The sequence below is a fragment of the Halomonas sp. McH1-25 genome (assembly GCF_022348165.1).
In the GTDB taxonomy this organism is placed as follows: Bacteria; Pseudomonadota; Gammaproteobacteria; order Pseudomonadales; family Halomonadaceae; genus Modicisalibacter.
Genome location: NZ_JAKRFI010000006.1, coordinates 113,537 through 131,992, shown reverse-complemented (window position 1 = coordinate 131,992; position 18,456 = coordinate 113,537). Strand labels below are relative to the sequence as shown.

The 18,456-nt window shown below is 60.8% G+C and carries 17 protein-coding genes; 13 read left to right on the top strand and 4 right to left on the bottom strand.

The genetic code is table 11. From position 1 onward, the window contains the following. Window positions 1-69: 69 nt before the first annotated feature. From MHM84_RS15600 to MHM84_RS15590, 3 genes are all read left to right on the top strand, one after another. Window positions 70-537: a DUF411 domain-containing protein gene (locus MHM84_RS15600; protein WP_239267281.1), complete on the top strand. Its 468-nt coding sequence runs from the start codon at window positions 70-72 to the stop codon at window positions 535-537. A 19-nt stretch (window positions 538-556) separates the two neighbouring features. After that, window positions 557-997, top strand: coding sequence for a VOC family protein (locus MHM84_RS15595; RefSeq protein ID WP_239267280.1), 441 nt, complete (start codon window positions 557-559; stop codon window positions 995-997). A 101-nt stretch (window positions 998-1,098) separates the two neighbouring features. Next, the gene (locus MHM84_RS15590) at window positions 1,099-1,794 is read left to right on the top strand and encodes a uracil-DNA glycosylase family protein (RefSeq protein ID WP_239267279.1); all 696 of its coding nucleotides are present in this window, start codon (window positions 1,099-1,101) and stop codon (window positions 1,792-1,794) included. On the opposite strand, the gene MHM84_RS15585 is transcribed toward MHM84_RS15590, so the two are convergent. After that, window positions 1,791-2,195: a DoxX family protein gene (locus MHM84_RS15585; RefSeq protein ID WP_239267278.1), complete on the bottom strand. Its 405-nt coding sequence runs from the start codon at window positions 2,193-2,195 to the stop codon at window positions 1,791-1,793. The genes MHM84_RS15590 and MHM84_RS15585 overlap by 4 nt on opposite strands. 372 nt (window positions 2,196-2,567) lie before the next feature. Between MHM84_RS15585 and MHM84_RS15580 the strand changes: the two genes are divergently transcribed. From MHM84_RS15580 to MHM84_RS15570, 3 genes are all read left to right on the top strand, one after another. After that, window positions 2,568-3,713, top strand: a complete 1,146-nt coding sequence (locus MHM84_RS15580; RefSeq protein ID WP_239267277.1) for a GGDEF domain-containing protein — start codon at window positions 2,568-2,570, stop codon at window positions 3,711-3,713. A 26-nt stretch (window positions 3,714-3,739) separates the two neighbouring features. Beyond that, window positions 3,740-4,219, top strand: coding sequence for an META domain-containing protein (locus MHM84_RS15575; RefSeq protein WP_239267276.1), 480 nt, complete (start codon window positions 3,740-3,742; stop codon window positions 4,217-4,219). Between the two features lie 150 nt (window positions 4,220-4,369). Next, a complete protein-coding gene (locus tag MHM84_RS15570; RefSeq protein WP_239267275.1) occupies window positions 4,370-5,515 on the top strand; it encodes a GGDEF domain-containing protein in 1,146 nt (381 codons plus the stop codon). A 111-nt stretch (window positions 5,516-5,626) separates the two neighbouring features. Here MHM84_RS15570 and MHM84_RS15565 read toward each other — a convergent pair whose 3' ends face one another. Then, complete coding sequence (locus MHM84_RS15565; RefSeq protein ID WP_239267274.1) at window positions 5,627-8,476, bottom strand: valine--tRNA ligase; 2,850 nt, start codon at window positions 8,474-8,476, stop codon at window positions 5,627-5,629. A 285-nt stretch (window positions 8,477-8,761) separates the two neighbouring features. On the opposite strand from MHM84_RS15565, the gene MHM84_RS15560 reads away from it, so the two are divergent. Both MHM84_RS15560 and mqo read left to right on the top strand, forming a co-directional pair. Next, window positions 8,762-10,393 carry a methyl-accepting chemotaxis protein gene (locus MHM84_RS15560; protein WP_239267273.1) on the top strand — a complete coding sequence of 544 codons (1,632 nt, stop codon included), beginning with the start codon at window positions 8,762-8,764 and terminating at the stop codon, window positions 10,391-10,393. A gap of 255 nt (window positions 10,394-10,648) precedes the next feature. Then, complete coding sequence (gene mqo, locus MHM84_RS15555) at window positions 10,649-12,364, top strand: malate dehydrogenase (quinone) (RefSeq protein WP_239267272.1); 1,716 nt, start codon at window positions 10,649-10,651, stop codon at window positions 12,362-12,364. 125 nt (window positions 12,365-12,489) lie between these two features. Here the strand turns inward: mqo and MHM84_RS15550 are convergent, their stop codons facing one another. Together MHM84_RS15550 and MHM84_RS15545 are read right to left on the bottom strand one after the other, a co-directional pair. Further along, the gene (locus MHM84_RS15550; RefSeq protein ID WP_239267271.1) at window positions 12,490-12,915 is read right to left on the bottom strand and encodes a DNA polymerase III subunit chi; all 426 of its coding nucleotides are present in this window, start codon (window positions 12,913-12,915) and stop codon (window positions 12,490-12,492) included. 103 nt (window positions 12,916-13,018) lie between these two features. Further along, on the bottom strand, window positions 13,019-14,539 hold the full coding sequence (locus MHM84_RS15545; protein WP_239267270.1) for a leucyl aminopeptidase: 1,521 nt from the start codon (window positions 14,537-14,539) through the stop codon (window positions 13,019-13,021). A gap of 236 nt (window positions 14,540-14,775) precedes the next feature. Here MHM84_RS15545 and lptF point away from each other — a divergent pair, with 236 nt between their 5' ends. The 5 genes from lptF to bfr all read left to right on the top strand — a co-directional run bounded on the left by lptF (window position 14,776) and on the right by bfr (window position 18,430). Beyond that, a complete protein-coding gene (gene lptF / locus MHM84_RS15540) occupies window positions 14,776-15,855 on the top strand; it encodes an LPS export ABC transporter permease LptF (protein ID WP_239267269.1) in 1,080 nt (359 codons plus the stop codon). Next, window positions 15,855-16,919, top strand: coding sequence for an LPS export ABC transporter permease LptG (gene lptG, locus MHM84_RS15535; protein WP_239267268.1), 1,065 nt, complete (start codon window positions 15,855-15,857; stop codon window positions 16,917-16,919). The genes lptF and lptG overlap by 1 nt, the downstream gene beginning before the upstream one ends. A gap of 58 nt (window positions 16,920-16,977) precedes the next feature. Beyond that, the gene (locus MHM84_RS15530) at window positions 16,978-17,436 is read left to right on the top strand and encodes an RDD family protein (protein WP_239267267.1); all 459 of its coding nucleotides are present in this window, start codon (window positions 16,978-16,980) and stop codon (window positions 17,434-17,436) included. A 127-nt stretch (window positions 17,437-17,563) separates the two neighbouring features. Further along, window positions 17,564-17,767 carry a (2Fe-2S)-binding protein gene (locus MHM84_RS15525; RefSeq protein ID WP_239267266.1) on the top strand — a complete coding sequence of 68 codons (204 nt, stop codon included), beginning with the start codon at window positions 17,564-17,566 and terminating at the stop codon, window positions 17,765-17,767. Window positions 17,768-17,950: 183 nt separating this feature from the next. Continuing rightward, window positions 17,951-18,430 carry a bacterioferritin gene (gene bfr, locus MHM84_RS15520; protein ID WP_239267265.1) on the top strand — a complete coding sequence of 160 codons (480 nt, stop codon included), beginning with the start codon at window positions 17,951-17,953 and terminating at the stop codon, window positions 18,428-18,430. The last annotated feature ends 26 nt before the right edge of the window (window positions 18,431-18,456 follow it).

The window sequence follows — 18,456 nt, the reverse complement described above, 5'->3', positions numbered from 1 at the left end:
GTGACGCGCCGGTGGATAATGGGTCATGATGCCGTAGTTCCTGGCAATCGCCAAAGCGGGAGACAACCAATGCAAGAATCGACATCGACAATGCAATCATGGCGCCGGGGAATGGCCGGTCTCGTGTTGGGGCTGATGGCCGGGTCGGCCTGGGCCGGCCCCGTGGCCGAGGTATGGAAAGACCCCAATTGCGGCTGTTGTACCGCCTGGGCCGAACATTTGGAGCAGGCCGGTTTCGATGTGCAGCTTCATGCCAGTCGTGAAATGGGGGCGGTCAAGGCCGAGCATGGCGTACCGCAACGACTGGCGTCGTGTCATACGGCCGTGATCGATGGCTATGTGATAGAGGGACACGTGCCGGCGACGGATATCCAGCGCCTGCTGGATAGCGGAGCCGATGTCAGCGGTCTCGCCGTGCCGGGCATGCCGCACGGATCGCCAGGTATGGAGACCGGGCGCGTCGACGACTATACCGTCTATGCCTGGCAGGAAGGCGGCGACATCGATGTCTATCAGCGCTACACACACGAGTCGTAAGCGAAAAGGGAGAACGATCATGCAGTACTTGCACACCATGGTTCGCGTCAGCGACCTCAACGCTTCGCTGCACTTCTATTGCGATCTGCTCGGACTCGCTGAGGTCAGCCGCAAGGAGAACGAGAAGGGACGCTTCACATTGGTGTTCCTGGCTGCCTCCGAGGATTTGCCGCGTGCCAGGGAAGATCGGGCGCCGATGATCGAGCTGACCTACAACTGGGATCCCGAGGAGTATACCGGTGGTCGCAACTTCGGACACCTGGCCTACCGTGTCGATGACATCTATGCGTTGTGTGACCATTTGCAGGCCAACGGTGTAACCATCAACCGTCCGCCCCGCGATGGGCATATGGCGTTCGTGCGTTCGCCGGACGGCATTTCCATCGAGTTGCTGCAGAAGGGCGACTCGCTCGAGCCACGCGAACCTTGGGCTTCGATGGAAAATACCGGCACCTGGTAAACCGGCCAACCGGCCAACCGGCCAACGGAGGCGGCCATGGCGAGGCCGGTGGCAACGAGCCCCGGCCCGTCTGGCCCATCAGAGGCTCAAGGAGCGAGCGTATGCCATTGGACGACAACCTCAAGCAGCAATTTCGCGATGCCGCGCAAACGTTAGAAGGCATCGATCTCGATACCTACCGCGATTTCGATAAGGATCCGTGCGAGCCGATCATCGGCCTGGGCCCGCATGATGCTCCAGTGGGTTTCTTCGGGCGCGATCCGGGGCGGCAGGAAGTCAAGTGGGGCGAGCCGTTCATCGGTAGCGGAGGCCAGAAGGTGCGCCAAGGGCTCTATCAGGCCATCCACGGCGAACCGATGCCCGACTTCGAAGCGTCACGCGACGTTGGAAGGCATGTCTTCTGGGCCAACACCGTGCCCTACAAGCCCACCGGCAACAAGGCCTGGTCGATGTCTGCCAAGAAGCGTTTCCAGCCGTTGATGGCGCGCGTATTGATCGACCATTGGCAGGGCCGGGAAGCGATCACTCTGGGGCGCGAAGCTTTCCTGTGGTTCGGCATCAACCAACCCAAGGCGGTGCGCCAGGCGCTGGAAGACTTCTGGAAGCGCGACGATCGCTTCGAGGAAAGCCACACCACGACGCTGGTCCTGGAGGACGGTCGCGAAGCCGAGTTTCGGCTTTCCCCTTTACCGCATCCTTCGCCCTTGAACCAGGCGTGGTTCAAGCGTTTCCCTGACTTATTGAAGGCGCGGCTCGAGGCCTTGGGGGTAGCTGATCTGCTGCGCCAGGCTGACTAGTCCGGACGCACGGCCAAACGTCCGCTACCCAGAAACACCAGGGCCAGGGCGCCGAACAGGAACATGCCCTGTAGTTCCAGGGCCCAGCCACCGCTGCGGCCCAGCATGAAGAGCTCTCCGGAGTGAGCCAGGAAGATGGCCACGACCATGTTTGCCGCCATGAGCAACCCGGCAATGCGCGTCTGCCAGCCGACAATCGCCATGAGCGGCGCGACGACCTCGCCAATCAGTACGCCATAGGCCAGAAAGACCGGCAGGCCGTGACCGGCGACCTGATCGCCGATCCAGCTCAGGCTGCCTGGGTTGAGAAGCTTGGCAACGCCGTGCAACAGAATCAGCACGCCGACGCTCAGCCGGAGTACGAGTTTGCCGACAGCATCGTTGTGCAGTGCTTGAAGCATGCAAGATCCTCTTCGGTTGATGGCAAGCCGATGGGCGTTTCGAGACTTGGCGATCGGGTTCGCTAATGGGCGACAACGATACCATGCCAACCATGGCGTATAGGTTGATCCAGGGAAGTGCCTACCAACGTAGCGAAGCGTTATGATCGGGGATGGTTCAGGGTGCCATCGGTGTATCCGAATGGGTCAGAGCGGGTGCATTGGATAACGCCGAGACGAATCAATCCATGAGTTTGCCCATGTATGAGCTAGCCTCATGCGGGAGGCGAGCCGACCTACGCAGGGAGCAGACCAGGTGGACATGCATTGTCCCTTGGGCTGCCGTCGCCTCAACCAAAAATGCGCAAGGTGACCGCATACAGGGGTAGTGCTATGTCCAGTGGTGTATGCCAGACGCGCTGGGTACGCTTGACGCACCCGCCTGCCGATCTCGCTCCCGAGCGGCGGCGCAGTTACCAGATTTTTATCCATGTCTATCTCTTCGCCATCGCGACGCATGTATCGTTCATCCCAATATTTGCCGCGCTCGATGTTGCGGTATTGATGCTGCTCAACCTGGCCTGCATCGCGGCCAACATCGTGGCGATAGCGCTGCATCGCCACGGCCGACGCACCCAGGCACTGCTAATCAAGCTTGGCGCTGTAATTATCCTGGTCATCGCTGCGGGGATGATGCTGGGTGACGAGACAGGTTGTGAATATTTCTTCTTCGTCCTTCTCTTCGAGGTGCTGATCAGCGATTTGACGCGACGTCTCAAGCTGCTTCTCAGTGCGCTGGTGATCAGCCTTATTCTCGCCACGGAGCATCTGCTGTTCGGCACCCTGGGTAACTGGCCTTACAGCGACTTGAGCCGTGAGCTGCTGTTTTCCCTGAACGTCGTGGCCACCTTCGTGCTGTTCACGTTCATCGTTCTGCAGGTCTACGCCATTACCGAAACCACCGAGCGGCGGTTCCGCACCGATGCCACGCATGATTCGCTGACCGGCGTGCTGAATCGGCGCGCCGTCTTTGATAAGGTCGAGCGCTACTGGCAGGCAGAGCAGCCTTTCGCGCTGCTGTTGCTGGATGCCGATCACTTCAAGTGTATCAACGACAATCACGGTCACAGTGTCGGCGACGAGGTCCTGCGTCACTTGGCGCAACTGTTGGGTAACACGCTGCGCGAAGACGATTTTATCGGTCGGGTCGGGGGCGAGGAATTCCTGGTGGTATTGCCCGATACCACACTGGAAGACGCGCTGAGCGTAGCGGCACGTCTGCGCAATGAGCTGGCCAGGTCGCCGTGCCGCCTGGAGTCGCTCGATCTGGGGGTGACCCTGTCCATGGGGTTGGCGCTGTCGAGCGAGGCCGACGAGTTGCGTGACGTCGTCGACCTGGCCGATCGCAGGCTCTACCTGGCGAAATCATCGGGACGCAACCAGCTCTTTGCGCAAGGAGGCGAGTCACGGGAAGCGGAAATGGGCGAGGGAGTCACGGCACGCTTGCTACCCGAAATGCCATCGGCGGACAATGCTTGAAACTGACCCGGTTATTGAAGGCAAGTATGAAAGAACAGCTCATGCGTCACGTCAGTAGACGTGGACGTCACTGGTTGGCAGTGTCATCCATGGTAATCATGGCTGGGTGTGGCGCCTCCCGTCCAGCGATGGAAGACGCTCCGGCTTCGTATGTCGCCGATTCTCCCCTGGTAGGGGCGCGGTGGGAATTGACGCTGTTTGGGACGGACGAGTGGTGGCAAGGAGAGCGCAAGGCGTATTTCACCTTGTTACCAAAAGGTAAAATATTGCAGCTTGTGGGCAGTGACGGCTGTAATACTCTACAAGGAGAGGCTACGCTAGGCGATGGACGGAGGTTGGCGGTCTCCGATCTGGCGACAACCCGTATGGCCTGTCCCGGCCTGCCTCAGTCGCCAAAGGTCGCTGAGTTGTTGTCGCAAGCCTACCGTTATCTTCTTGATCATGATCGTCTGGTCCTGATGGGGCGCGACGGGCACGTGTTGGGTGGTTTCAAGCGCCAAGGATAAGGCGTGGCACCGCAACGCACGATTTTCAGAACAAAGCACCTTGGAACTGGATCAATTCATGGGTCGGTGGTGGGGTCGTGAGGTTTCGTCAACGCCATCGATGAGAACGTTCCGCTGCCTGCTCTGGCGACGGAAGGAGAAAGGGAATTCATGGTTGCTTATAACTCTCGAAAGATTTCGGACAAGTGGCGTTCGTTCGCGTTGCCCGCTTGTCCCTTGCCTCCCGAACAGCAGCGCTACTTTCACACACTGTCTCGCCTTTATGTCATCGCTACGGCGACCTACGTATTGGCATTGTTGCCCATGTTCTGGCTGTTGGGCAGCGAGCGGATGGTGGCTATCACCTTGATCGGCCTGAGTAGCGTGCTGGCTGCCCGCGAATTGCATCGTCGGGGGTACATGACGGCAGGCGTCAGTTTGGTGCTGACGAGCATGGCCTGGCACATGCTCGAATCCATCAGTGCCTACGGAGCAGGTGTTGGCTTCGAACTCTATTTCCCTGTCATTTTGCTGATCATCTACATCAGCGCCATGCCTCCGCTGGTCAAGCTCGGTATCAGCCTGCTGATACTGGCCTTGACGGCGCTGCAGGTCATCGACATTGGTGAACGGGCCAGCGATTGGCGCCACGAATCGCTGATCCCCGACATAGTGTTAATGGCCAATATGTTGCTGGTCTGTGTGTTGTTCGCCGTGGTCCTGACGGGGCTGGAAGGGGTGACCGAACGTCTCGAGCGCAGCTATCGTCGCGAAGCCACTCATGACGCATTGACGGGAGTCTACAATCGGCGTGCGGTCTTCAGGGCGGCTGAGCAAATGGCGCAAGGCCAGCAGACTTACGCCATGCTGATGATCGACATCGACTACTTCAAGCGTATCAACGACGAGTATGGACACGATGTGGGCGATCGCGCTCTGTGCCATCTGACCGAATGTCTGCGCCTGGGATTGCGTGAAGAAGACGTGCTGGGGCGTTATGGTGGCGAGGAGTTCATGGTCGTACTCAACGGCATGACGCTGAACGATGCCGTGGGTGTAGCTGAACGTCTCGCTGCACTGGTGCGCGAAAATCCCTACGCCGTGGCCGGGAAAAGTCTTCCCATGAGTGTCAGCGTCGGTGTGGCCGTGTCCAGCCAAGCCAGTGACCTCAATGGCCTTGTGGCGCTTGCCGACCAACGCCTCTACCGGGCCAAGCGCACCGGGCGCGACCGTATCGTGGCCAGAGATCGCCGGGTAACGGTGCCGGCCAAGGAAGACCCGTTGCCGACACCGCAACGGCTGTCACGCTTCGGTTGAGCGACACTTCGTACCCGCTACACGTACCGAAAGCTACATAAGCAACTGTGGAAGGGGCCGGACATGAGCATGTCCGGCCCCTGCTTGTCGTGCACCGTCTCGCTGCAGAAATTACAAGGCAGTGATCTTGTCGCGCTGCTCGGCAAGCACGGCTCGACTGGCTTGGGCGTCGGCCAGCTTGGCGCGCTCCTTGTCCACTACCTCCGCCGGTGCCTTGGCGATAAAGCCTTCGTTGCCCAGCTTCTTCTCGATACCGGCGATGAACTTGTCCTGCTTGTCGAGCTCCTTGGCCAGGCGGGCCAGTTCGGCTTCCTTGTCGATCAGGTCGGCCATGGGGACCAGCACTTCCATCTCGCCGACCAGCTGAGTGGCGGACAGCGGGGCCTCGGCCGGATCGGCGAGCCACTCGGCGCTGCCCAGCTTGGCCAGCTTGGCGAGGAAGGGCCGGTTGCTCTCCAGGCGCTGACGGTCGGCGTCGCTGCCCTTGGTCAACAGCACGTCGAGTGGCTTGCCGGGTGCGATGTTCATCTCGGCACGTACGTTGCGCACGGCGACGATCACGCCCTTGAGCCACTCGATGTCGCGCTCGGCGTGTTCGTCGATCCTGTCAGCCTCCGGCTGCGGCCAGGGCTGGTTCATGATCGAAGCGTTGTCATCGCCACGTATCTTGCCGGCCAGCGGCGCCACACGCTGCCAGATCTCCTCGGTGATATAAGGCATCATCGGGTGGGCCAGGCGCAGGATCGCCTCGAGCACGCGAACCAGCGTGCGGCGTGTGCCGCGCTTGGCGGCCGGCGAGGCGTTGTCGTCCCACAGCACCGGCTTGGAGAGTTCCAGGTACCAGTCGCAGTACTCGTTCCAGACGAACTCGTAGAGCGCCTGTGAGGCGTGATCGAAGCGGTACTCCTCGAGCGCCTTGCTCACCTGGGCCTCGGTCTGCTGCAGCCGCGAGACGATCCAGCGATCGGCCAGCGACAGCTCGACGTCGCCGCTATCGATGCCGACGTCCTCGCCCTCGGTGTTCATCAGCACGTAGCGCGAGGCGTTCCACAGCTTGTTGCAGAAGTTGCGGAAGCCATCCAGGCGGCCCATGTCGAACTTGACGTCGCGTCCGGTCGAGGCCAGCGACAGGAAGGTGTAGCGTAGGGCGTCGGTGCCGTGCGGCTCGATGCCTTCCGGGAATTCGCTGCGCGTGGCCTTGGCGATGGCCTTGGCCTTCTGCGGCTGCATCATGTTGCCGGTGCGCTTGTCGACCAGCGCTTCCAGGTCGATGCCGTCGATCAGGTCGATGGGGTCGAGCACGTTGCCCTTGGACTTGGACATCTTCTGGCCCTGCCCATCGCGAACCAGGCCGTGCACGTAGACGGTCTTGAACGGGACTTCGCCGGTGAACTTCAGGGTCATCATGATCATGCGCGCGACCCAGAAGAAAATGATGTCGAAGCCGGTGACCAGCACGCTCGACGGATGGAAGGTCTTGAGTTCCGACGTGTCTTCCGGCCAGCCCAGGGTACCGAAGGTCCACAGCCCGGAGCTGAACCAGGTATCGAGCACGTCCTCGTCCTGGGTCAGTACGGTATCCGGCTTGAGCGCGTACTTCTCGCGGGCTTCGGCCTCGCTGCGCGCGACGTAGACGTTACCCTGCGGATCGTACCAGGCCGGAATGCGGTGCCCCCACCACAGCTGGCGCGAGATGCACCAGTCCTGCAGGTCGCGCATCCAGGCGAAGTACATGTTCTCGTAGTTCTTGGGAACGAACTGTATAGCGCCGTTCTCGACGGCTTCAATGGCTGGCTTGGCCAGACTCTCCACGGCCACGAACCACTGGTCGGTGAGCAGCGGCTCGATGACATCGCCGGAGCGGTCACCAAACGGCAGGGTGTTGTTGACGGTCTCGACCTTCTCGAGCAGGCCCAGGGCGTCCATGTCGGCGACGATCTTCTCGCGCGCCGCGAAACGGTCCAGCCCGGCGTAGGCTGCCGGCAGGCTGTCGTGCTCGCCGGGCAGCGGCCGGCCCTGCAGGTCGAATATCTCGGCCCGCTCGAGAATCTGCGCGTCACGCGAGAAGACATTGATCAGTACGTGACCCTGACGCTTGCCGACCTCGTAGTCGTTGAAGTCATGCGCCGGGGTGATCTTCACGCAGCCCGAGCCCTTCTCCATGTCGGCATGCTCGTCGGCGACGACGGGGATGCGACGGCCGACAAGCGGCAGTTCGACGAACTTGCCGATCAGCGAGGCGTAGCGCGGGTCCTCGGGGTTGACCGCCACGCCGGTATCGCCGAGCAGGGTCTCGGGACGGGTGGTGGCGACCACCAGATAGTCCTTGCCGTCGTCGGTGGTGACGCCGTCGGCCAGCGGGTAGCGGAAATGCCAGAACTGGCCCTGCTGCTCACGATTCTCCACTTCCAGGTCGGAAATGGCGGTGTGCAGGGTCGGGTCCCAGTTGACCAGACGCTTGCCACGGTAGATCAGCCCTTCGTCGAATAGGCGCACGAAGACTTCCTGAACCGCCTTGTAGAAGCCGTCGTCCATGGTGAAGCGCTCGCGGCTCCAGTCGACGCTGGCACCCATGCGACGCAACTGGCGGGTGATGTGACCGCCGGACTCGGCCTTCCACTCCCAGACCTTGTCGATGAACGCCTCGCGCCCCAGGTCGTGACGCGACTGGCCGGTTTCGGCGGCCAGCTTGCGCTCGACCAGCATCTGCGTGGCGATCCCCGCATGGTCGGTGCCCACCTGCCAGAGCGTATTGCGCTGCTGCATGCGTCGCCAGCGGATCAGCGTATCCATGATGGTGTCCTGGAACGCATGCCCCATGTGCAGGCTGCCGGTGACGTTGGGCGGCGGAATCATGATCGAGAAAGGCTCACCCTGACCGGAAGGCGCGAAGCGATTGTCCGCTTCCCAGCGTTGGTACCAGCGGGTTTCGATCTGTTCGGGTTGATACGTTTTTTCCATGGACTGACTCGGTTTGAACGTGGTGACACTCGCCGCGCGGCGGGCCCGTACGCAGAGGTTTAGCAAATGGCGCCAATTATAGCGTTACACGGCCGGCGACGTCATGGCGACTCGGTATGGCCACTCGCTAAAGAAAGCAGACAAACGGCCGATAAGGGGTCGGCTTTGTCTGCGACTAAAGTTGTAGGTCGAGTGGCGCACGTCGTGCCGCCAAGCCTGCTTCAACGTTGGCTGCCGCGGCCCGTTGAGCCTGGGAAGAATGCTGCCAAGAGAAAAGAGATCGCCATGGAAATGACGCAGGGATATCAGAATCAATTGCCTGTTGAGGCTGTTGCGGCAGTCGGGGCCGGCAAACGTATTGGCAAGCTGTCTGCCTTATCGGTGCGTAAGCAACTGGGGGTCGGTATCGGGGTGCTGTGGGTGATCCTGATTGGCATGTTGTTGATCAATGCCTGGCAGAGTCGCAGCGCGATTTTCGAGGAACGCCAGCAGCGCATGATCACCGCCGTCGACATGGCCAGGACGTTGATGAGCCACTACGACACACTGGCCAAGAGCGGCGAGATAACCGAAGCACAGGCACGCGAGCAGGCGTTCGATGCCATTCGTGACATGCGCTTCGAAGGCGGTAACAATTATGTCTATGCTGTCGACGGTGCACTGCATATTCTTGCCCACCCCAAGCGTCCTGTTGGCCAGGATGTCTCGCAAATCACCGATCCGACCGGAAAGAAGCTGTTTCAGGCACTGATCGAGGCGGCACGTACCGATGGGCGTGGCTTCGCCGAGTACCACTCCAACTTCGCTCGCGGCTCGGAGAAGACGCCCCGTGTACGGGCCTATGTCGCCGAATACAAGCCATGGGATGCTTATGTAGCGAGCGGTGTGTTCATGGGCGATGTCAATGCCACGATCATGGCACAGCTGATCAAGTCCGGGCTGGTGGCGCTGGCCGCCGGTGCATTAGTGGCAGCGGTGTTCTGGTTGCTGATCGGCAACATTCTACGCAGCCTCGGTGGCGAGCCGGCCTATGCGGCTAGTGTTGTCAAACGTATTGCCAGTGGTGATCTGACGGCGTCGGTCGTGCTTCGCGCGGGGGATGGCTACAGCCTGCTGCATGACATCAAGTGCATGCGTGACGGCTTGATGGACTCGGTGCATACCATTCATACCTCCAGCTCGGCAGTCGACCGAGGTGCTGGCGAGATTGCCTCGGGCAGTCAGGAGCTATCGTCGCGCACCGAGCAGCAGGCAGCCGCGCTGCAGCAGACGTCCTCGAGTATGGAGGAAATCACTGCCACGGTACGCCATACGGCCGACAGTGCCGACCAGGCGCGGCAGCTGGCGCGCCTGGCGACGGAGACGTCCCGGAGTGGCCAGGAGGCAATCAATGCGGCGGTTACGGCAATGAACGATATCACGGCCAGCGCCGGCAAGATCACCGACATCATCACGCTCATCGACACTATTGCCTTCCAGACCAATCTGCTCGCACTCAATGCCTCGGTAGAAGCGGCGCGAGCAGGCGAACAGGGCCGGGGCTTCGCTGTGGTCGCCGGCGAGGTGCGTCAGCTGGCCAGCCGTTCGGCTGCCGCCGCACAGGATATCAAGGGGTTGATTGAAGCCTCCAATTCGCAGGTCACCTCCGGCTCGACACGTGTTGGCATGGCTAGCGAGCAAATGCAGGAGATCGACATGCAAATCCAGCGCATGAACGATCTGCTTGGCGAAATCGCTGCGGCAGCCCGTGAGCAGACCAGCGGTATCGAGCAAATCAATGATGCCGTCGCCCAAATGGATCAGACGACCCAGCACAATGCCGCTTTGGTCGAGCAGACCGCTGCAGCGGCGAGCGAGTTGGAACAGCGCTCGCTCGCCCTCAGCGAAGTGGTGAAGCGCTTCAGAATTACACCGTAACCCGCCACGCAAACGCCGGCCTTGAGGCCGGCGTTTCAAGCTGCCGTCAAGGCACTGTGCCCCCCTCTGTTGGAGGCTGGGCCAGGCAACCAAGCACTGCCACTTTTTATATTTACATAAACAGAGCGCTACGCCCCCCCTGCGTTATAGTGCCGCACTTTATTAGAGATTTACGATCCGTCCTCGTGTGATGGGCGCTGCCTACCTATCGCGCAGAAAGGCTCGAGATCAGCAAATCAGCAAGTCGAGACTTCCATGAAAAGACAACTCACCGCAGCGCTATGTCTGAATCTTTCTCTGCTGCCCGGCTATGTCCTGGCCGAGGAGGAAAGCGCCACGCGCAATGACAACGATATCGTCGATGTCGTCCTGATCGGCGGCGGTACCATGAGCGTCACCCTGGGGACCTACCTCAACGAACTCGAGCCTGATTGGAACATCCAACTCTACGAGCGCCTGGATAGCATTGCGCAAGAGAGTTCCGACGGCTGGAACAACGCCGGTACCGGACACTCCGCCTTCTGTGAGATGAACTACACCCCGACGACGGATGACGGTGGTGTCGATATCTCCCGTGCCATCGGCGTCACCGAGCAGTTCGAGATCTCGCGCCAGTTCTGGGCCCATCAGGTCGAGCGGGGCATTCTCTCCGACCCCAATGAGTTCATCTCGTCAGTGCCTCACATGAGTCTGGTGTGGGGACAGGAGAATATCGACTTCCTGCGCGAACGCTACGCGCAGATGTCGCAGAACCCGCTCTACGCCGGCATGCAATACACCGAGGATAACGCCACCATCGCCGAGTGGATGCCGTTGGTGATGGAGGGGCGCGATGATGGCACGCCGATGGCCGCCACCCGCATGGATCTTGGTACCGAGGTCAATTTCGGGGAACTGACGCGCCAGATGGCCGGGAACCTGGCCCGCCAATCGAACGTCTCTCTGACCATGAACAGCGAAGTACGTGGGCTGAAACGCAACGACGATGGTACCTGGCGCGTGACCATCGCTGATCGCGAAAGCGGCGAGACGCACACCGTCAACAGCCGCTACGTCTTCAACGGCGCAGGTGGTGCGGCGCTTTTGCTGCTACAGGAGTCCAGCATCCCTGCGGCCAGCCAGTATGCCGGCTTCCCGGTGGGAGGCTCTTTCCTCTACACCACTAATCCGGACGTGGTGTCGCGCCACACAGCCAAGGTCTACGGCCTGGCTGCCGAGGGCTCGCCGCCGATGTCAGTCCCGCATCTCGATCTACGCTATCTTAATGGGCAGCCAGCCCTCTTCTTTGGCCCCTTTGCCACCTTCTCGACCAAGTTTTTGAAGGAAGGCTCCTGGACCGACCTGTTCGAGTCGATGACCTTCAGCAACACCCTGCCGATGATGAAAGTCGGTTTGGATAACTTCAATCTGGTGCAGTATCTGGTCGGTGAGGTATTGCAGGACCGGGAAGATCGCCTCCAAGCACTGCGCCAGTACTACCCCGAACTGAACCCGGACGACTGGCAGCTGTGGAACGCCGGTCAACGTGTCCAGATCATCAAGAAGACCGGTGAGGGGAGCAAACTGCAGTTTGGCACCGAGGTTGTCGTGTCTGAAGATGGCACCATGTCAGCGCTGATGGGCGCCTCGCCGGGTGCCTCCACTGCGCCGCCCATCATGCTCAACCTGCTGACACGAGCCTTCCCCGAGCGGATCGAGAGCGACGCGTGGCAGACCAAGCTGAAGGAAATCATCCCCTCCCTGGGCGTGAAGCTGGCCGATAATCCTGAGACATTGCGCGAGATTCGCCTCTACACCTCCCGTGTACTGGATCTGGAAGGGCAGGAGGCGTTTATCCAGGCCAACCTGCCAGGTAGAGAGAATCGCGCTGCACAGAGGGCCGACGATGTTACTGCTCCGGTAGGCGGCCCCGTCGGGGATGTGGAGAACGCAGCTCAGGAAGCACGCGCCGAGAGCGTCACTGACGCCTAAGCCCACGTGCTATCCATCCACTGGGTGTCATTAAACGCAACCCGCCAATGTCGGCGGGTTGCGTCGTTTACGGAATTGTCCCAAGCGGCTCACTGGTGAGCGTGCCGCCAAGCTGCTTCAGGGCACTAGCCGATCTGATGGGCCTTGACCGGATAGCCGCGGCGCTTGTAGGTCTGCCAGCATTCGCGCTTGGCGGTCAGCACGTCCTGATTCTGGTTGATGATTTCCGCAACGCGTTCGAAGCGGGAGAACCATTCGGGAATCTCTGGGTGCAGGTTGAGCATCGCCTCGACGCCAGGTTCCGGGGGCTCGCGCCAGTCGATGGTGACCGGAACGGGAACGTCTGCATTGCCGACGATGGCATGCGGCACGTAGCTGTCGGGGCGAAAGCGCCATAAACGGTCATCGAACTGTTTGGCCAGTTCTTCGTCGGCCACATGGACGTGTAACCGATAGCCTTTGCGGAAAATGGTTTCGGTCAGCCGGCAGGCAAAATCGAGACGTGCCTCGATGGAAGTATCGGGAAGGATGTAAAAGTCGATCTGGGTCATCACTCGCTATCCGAAACTGGCTGCGCTTGCCATGCAGCGTTAAAAAAGCAGCGAGAATCGCTCCCGCTGCTTCTGTCTTGTCATATCCGCCCGGACGAGCGGGTCACGCGTCGGTGGTGATGTCCCGCACGTCCTCTTCGCGATCCAGCAAGTACTGCGTCAGCAAGCCCACTGGTCGGCCGCTGGCGCCTTTCTGCTTACCCGATTGCCAGGCCGTGCCGGCAATGTCCAGGTGCGCCCAGGGGTACTTGTCGGCGAAGCGTGACAGGTAACAGGCTGCCGTGATCGCGCCGGCAGGACGACCGCCGATGTTGGCCATGTCGGCGAAATTGGAATCCAACTGACCTTGGTATTCGTCCCACAACGGCATGTGCCAGGCGCGGTCCCAGGCCGTTTCGCCCGCTTCCAGCAGGTCCAGGGCGAGATCGTCGTCATTCGAGAACAGGCCGGTGGCATGTGAGCCGAGAGCGATCACGCAGGCCCCGGTCAAGGTGGCGATATCGACCACGCTGGCCGGCTCGAAGCGCTCGGCATAGGTCAGGGCATCGCACAGCGCCAGACGGCCTTCGGCATCGGTGTTAAGGACCTCGACGGTCAGACCCTTGAGGGTCTTGATGATATCGCCGGGCTTGGTGGCCAGCCCGTCGGGCATGTTTTCGGCTGCAGCAACGATGCCGATCACGTTGAGCTTGGGCTTGATCGCCAGCACGGCCTTCATGGTGCCGAACACGCTGGCCGCCCCACACATGTCGAATTTCATCTCGTCCATGTCGGCGCCGGGCTTGAGCGAGATGCCTCCGGTGTCGAAGGTGATGCCCTTGCCGACCAGAACATGGGGTGCCTCATCGTCGCTCTCGGCACCCTGATAGCGCATGACGATCAGGCGCGATGGCTCGGCACTGCCGCGACCGACCGAGAGCAGGGTGCGGGCGCCCAGCGCCTCGAGAGCCTCTTCGTCGAGGATGTCCACGGACAGGCTGCCTGCGGAATCGCGTCCCAGTTGCACGGCCTGATCGGCCAGATAGCTGGGCGTGCAGACGTTGCCGGGCAGGTTGCCTAGGGTACGTGCATAGTTGATGCCGTGACCGAGGGCATGACCGATGCGTGCACCCAGTTCGCTGGCCGTGGCTTCGGCACTGTCGCTGACCGACAGGCCGACCCGTTCCAGGCGCGGGGCAGGCGCCGGCTCGGACTTGAAGGTATCGAAGCGATAGACGGCGCGCAGAGTGGCTTCGGCGATCATGCGCGATTTCCAGGCGGCATCGCGCTCGGGGACCGGCACGTCGCCGAAGGCGACCACGGCCTCGTCCAATGGCAGACGGGCCAGGGTCGGGAAGGTGGCGTCGAGCGCCTTGCGGAAATTGCCCTCGTTGCATTTCGCGCGGTCGCCGAGACCCACCAGCAGCAGGCGCTCGGCAGCAAGGCCCGGGGCAAAGGGAATCAACTGCACGTTACCGAGAGCCGGGTCGAAGTCGCCACGCTCGATCAATTGACCGATCAGTCGTTCACTGGCGTCATCGAGCTTGGCCGCTGCCGGTAGCAGGTCACCCTCCTTGAACACCGGGACCACGAAGCAGGCCGTCTCGACCTTGGCCGGATTGACGGTGAGAACAGGAAATTCCATGTCGTCTCCACTGGACAAAGGTCTTCTCCACAAGACAGGGGTCTCTTGACGAGACAAGGGTCTGAGGAATCTGGATAATGCCGGCACGAGGCCGAACTTCCCTCAGTGTACGCAAAGGCGAGCGCCATTGCATGGACCGCGACTCGGTACCGAACACGTTCATGGAAGGCATGTCGCACCGATAACGGGCATTGTCGAGGTGCGATGCATGGAGCCAGCCACATCGGGAGACCGTCTTGCTCATCTTTCGTTATCTGACACGTGAAATCCTGGTCACCATGGCCGCCGTTGCCGGCGTGCTGCTGTTGGTGATCATGGGTAGCCGTTTCATCCGCTATTTTTCCAACGCGGCCGAGGGGGACATTCCTGCCAGCATTCTCGGTACCTTGATGCTCTATCATCTACCGGGATTTCTGGAGCTGATTCTGCCACTGGCATTCTTTCTCGGTATTCTGCTGGCCTACGGGCAGCTCTATCTCAACAGCGAAATCACCGTGCTCGTCGCGTGTGGCACGAGCCCCAACCGGCTGTTGCAGGTCACCATGCTGCCGGCGGTGCTGGTAGCAGCCATGGTGGCGTTGTGCAGTTTGTGGCTGACACCGGCCGGGGCGATCCACAACGAGATCCTGCTCGAGGAGCAGCAAAGTCGCTTGGACTTCTCGGCACTCGTGCCGGGGCGCTTCCAGGATATCGGCAGCGGGCGTACGGCCTATACCGAGAGCCTGAACGACGACCAGAGCCGTATGCAGGGCGTATTCATCAGCGAACGCCAGCGGCGCGATGACGGCACGCCGCAGACGGTGGTGACGCGAGCCAGCAGCGGTTACCAGACCGTCGATGCCGAGACCGGCAGCCGCTTTCTGGTCCTGGCCGATGGCGAGCGCTACAGCGTCGACCCCGGACGCGCCGTGGCCGAGCGTCTCGAGTACGACACCTATGCGGTGCGTCTGTCTCGGGCCATGGAGAGCAGTGAACTCGACGATCCCGAGTACGCGACCACGCAGGCGCTGCTCGAGACGGGAACGCCCGAGGCCTTGGCTCAGTTGCAATGGCGAATCAGCCTGCCGTTGATGGTGCCGATCCTGACGCTGCTGGCATTGCCGCTGTCGCGGGTCAACCCGCGTCAGGGCCGTTTCGCCAAGCTGTTGCCGGCGATTTTCCTGCATATCAGTTATCTGAGTCTGCTGTTGGCGGGACTGGATGCTATCGCCGGGGGGACGCTGCCGGTGTCGATCGGCATGTGGCCTATCCATCTCGGTTATCTACTGCTGGGACTGTGGATGACCCGCCGGGCACAGCTGGGAGGGGGCCGCTGATGCTGATTGATCGTCTCGACCGTTATATTGCCCGCAACGTGCTGGCCGCCATCGTGGTGGTGCAACTGGTGCTGCTGGGGCTCGATCTGGTCATTGCCTTCATCAACGATCTCAAGGACGTCGAAGGCGATTACGGCGCGCTCGATGTGCTGCTTTACCTGGGAATGCGTCTGCCCTGGCGTTTCTACCAGTATGCGCCGGTGGCGGTGCTGATCGGGGCGCTGATCGGGCTGGGCGCGATGGCTTCGAGTAACGAGCTCACCGTAATGCGCGCCGCGGGCCGCTCCCTGACCCGCATCCTGTGGGGCGTGATGAAGCCCATCGGCTTGGTCATCGTGGCCGTTCTGCTGATTGCCGAATTCGTCAGCCCGCGTACCGAGCAGTTCGCCGAAGCCTGGCGGCTGGAGCAGATGGCCGGAGAAGGCGCCGTGTTGACCCAGCGCGGCGGGTGGCAGCGTGAGGGCGATGTTTTCTACCGTTTTGGGGCGATCCGTGCCGATGATACCGTCATCGACCTGACTCGCTATCAGTTCGACGGCCAGCAGTTGGTCGAAGCCACGCATGCTGCGCGCGCCGTGTGGATGGAGGATCGGTGGGTGCTCGAGGATGCCGATGTGACGCGTTTCTTCGAGCAGCGCACCGAGGCGGAGCACCGCGAACGCATGACATGGGAGACGCAGCTCACGCCAGCACAGCTCAATCGCCTGTTGCGAGATGTCGATAGCCAGGCGCCCAGCGAACTGTGGGCTTACGCCACCTATCTGCGCGAGCAGGGGCAGGCCGCTACCCAGCCGTTGCTGTACTTCTGGCAGAAGGTATTGATGCCGCTGACCATGGCCTCGCTGGTGCTGGTTGCCGCATCGTTCGTATTCGGTCCGCTGCGTAGCGTGGCGGCGGGGACGCGGGTCTTTTACGGCGTGATCGTGGGACTCTCGTTCAAGTATCTGCAGGATCTGCTGGCGCCGGCCTCGACCGTGTTCGGCTTTTCCCCGGTGTGGGCGGTCCTGGCACCCACGTTGGGCTGCGTGATACTCGGGCTATACCTGTTGCGACGTAGCGGCTAGGACTGAGCCGACATCGCTCGCCTATTGGCGGACATCCATCAAGTTGCGAACATCGACCATGCGCCATTTCTCCGATCTCGATAATGTCTGGCCCGCCGGTCTGCTGCGCCGTCTGATGGCCATGGTCTACGATGCCTTGGTGCTGCTGGCGGTGTGGATGCTGGTGGGATTCATCGCCGTGGCCCTCAACGGGGGAGAGGCGAACGAGTCGCCACTGTTCCACAGCATGCTCTTCGTGGTGACCTTCGCTTTCTTTGCTTACTTCTGGATGCGGGCCGGCATGACCCTTGGCATGCAGGCATGGCGACTACGCGTACAGAGTGACGAGGGCCGCCCCATCACGCTGCAGCAAAGTCTGGTCCGATTCCTCGTTGCCATCGTCTCGTTGGCGGCCCTTGGACTGGGCTACTGGTGGATCCTTTTCGATAGTGAGAAGCGCAGCTGGCCCGATATCGTTTCTCGCTCCCGGGTCGTCGTCGTGCCCAAGCCCGAGCGGCGAAAGCGGACATCCGCGTAACGTCTTCTCATCGATCGCTGTTTCGGTTGTATTTATCTATCGTAGCTATCGAGTTACACAATTCTGCTTGCGGTGCATTATGCGAATCATTTACATTTAACTTCGCGATAGCAAGCGGGGTGATCCAATGTACGTATGTTTATGCAAGGGCGTATCCGATAGGGCAATCCGGCAGGCCGTGGAAGATGGGGCACGCAACTGGCGTGAAGTACGCGAACAGACCGGCTGCGGCACGCAGTGCGGTAAGTGCGCCTGTGTGGGCAAGTCCATCACCCGCGATGCCGTCGCGCGAGAACTCGTTGCCGGGGCGGACCTCGCTTACGCCGTTTGACACCTTGCAAACCTATCCTAGGCGTACTTCAATTGGCATTCGCCAATTTATTGCAAATGCGACTAAGATTCGTAACTTACTGGCGTAATTAGACTTTTTCCTCGTAATGGTCGATACTTTCCTGCACTTGGGTAAGCGGGCGTGACTTCCTGCGCTCAAAAAAGCACTTGTGAGGAGAGCACCATGAAAGGCGACGCCAAGGTCATCGAACATCTCAACATCACACTCGGCAACGAGCTGGTCGCGATCAATCAGTACTTCCTGCATGCCAAGATGTACAAGGACTGGGGCCTGATGAAGCTGGCCAAGTGGGAGTACGACGAGTCCATCGACGAGATGAACCATGCCGACAAGCTGATCGAGCGTATCCTCTTCCTGGAAGGGATTCCCAACCTGCAGGATCTCGGCAAGCTGCACATCGGCGAAAACACGCGCGAAATGCTCGAGGCCGATCTGGCGGCGGAGCACAAGGGGCGTAACGACCTGATCGAGGCCATCACCTATTGCGAGCAGGTGCGCGACTACGTCAGCCGCGATCTGTTCCGTGAAATCCTCGATGACGAGGAAGAGCACATCGATGCGCTGGAGACCGAGCTCAGCCTGATCGACAAGGTGGGTATCGAGAACTATCTGCAGAAGCAGATGCACGCCGACGAGGATTGATCGTCTTCGTTACTGCATCGCTATAA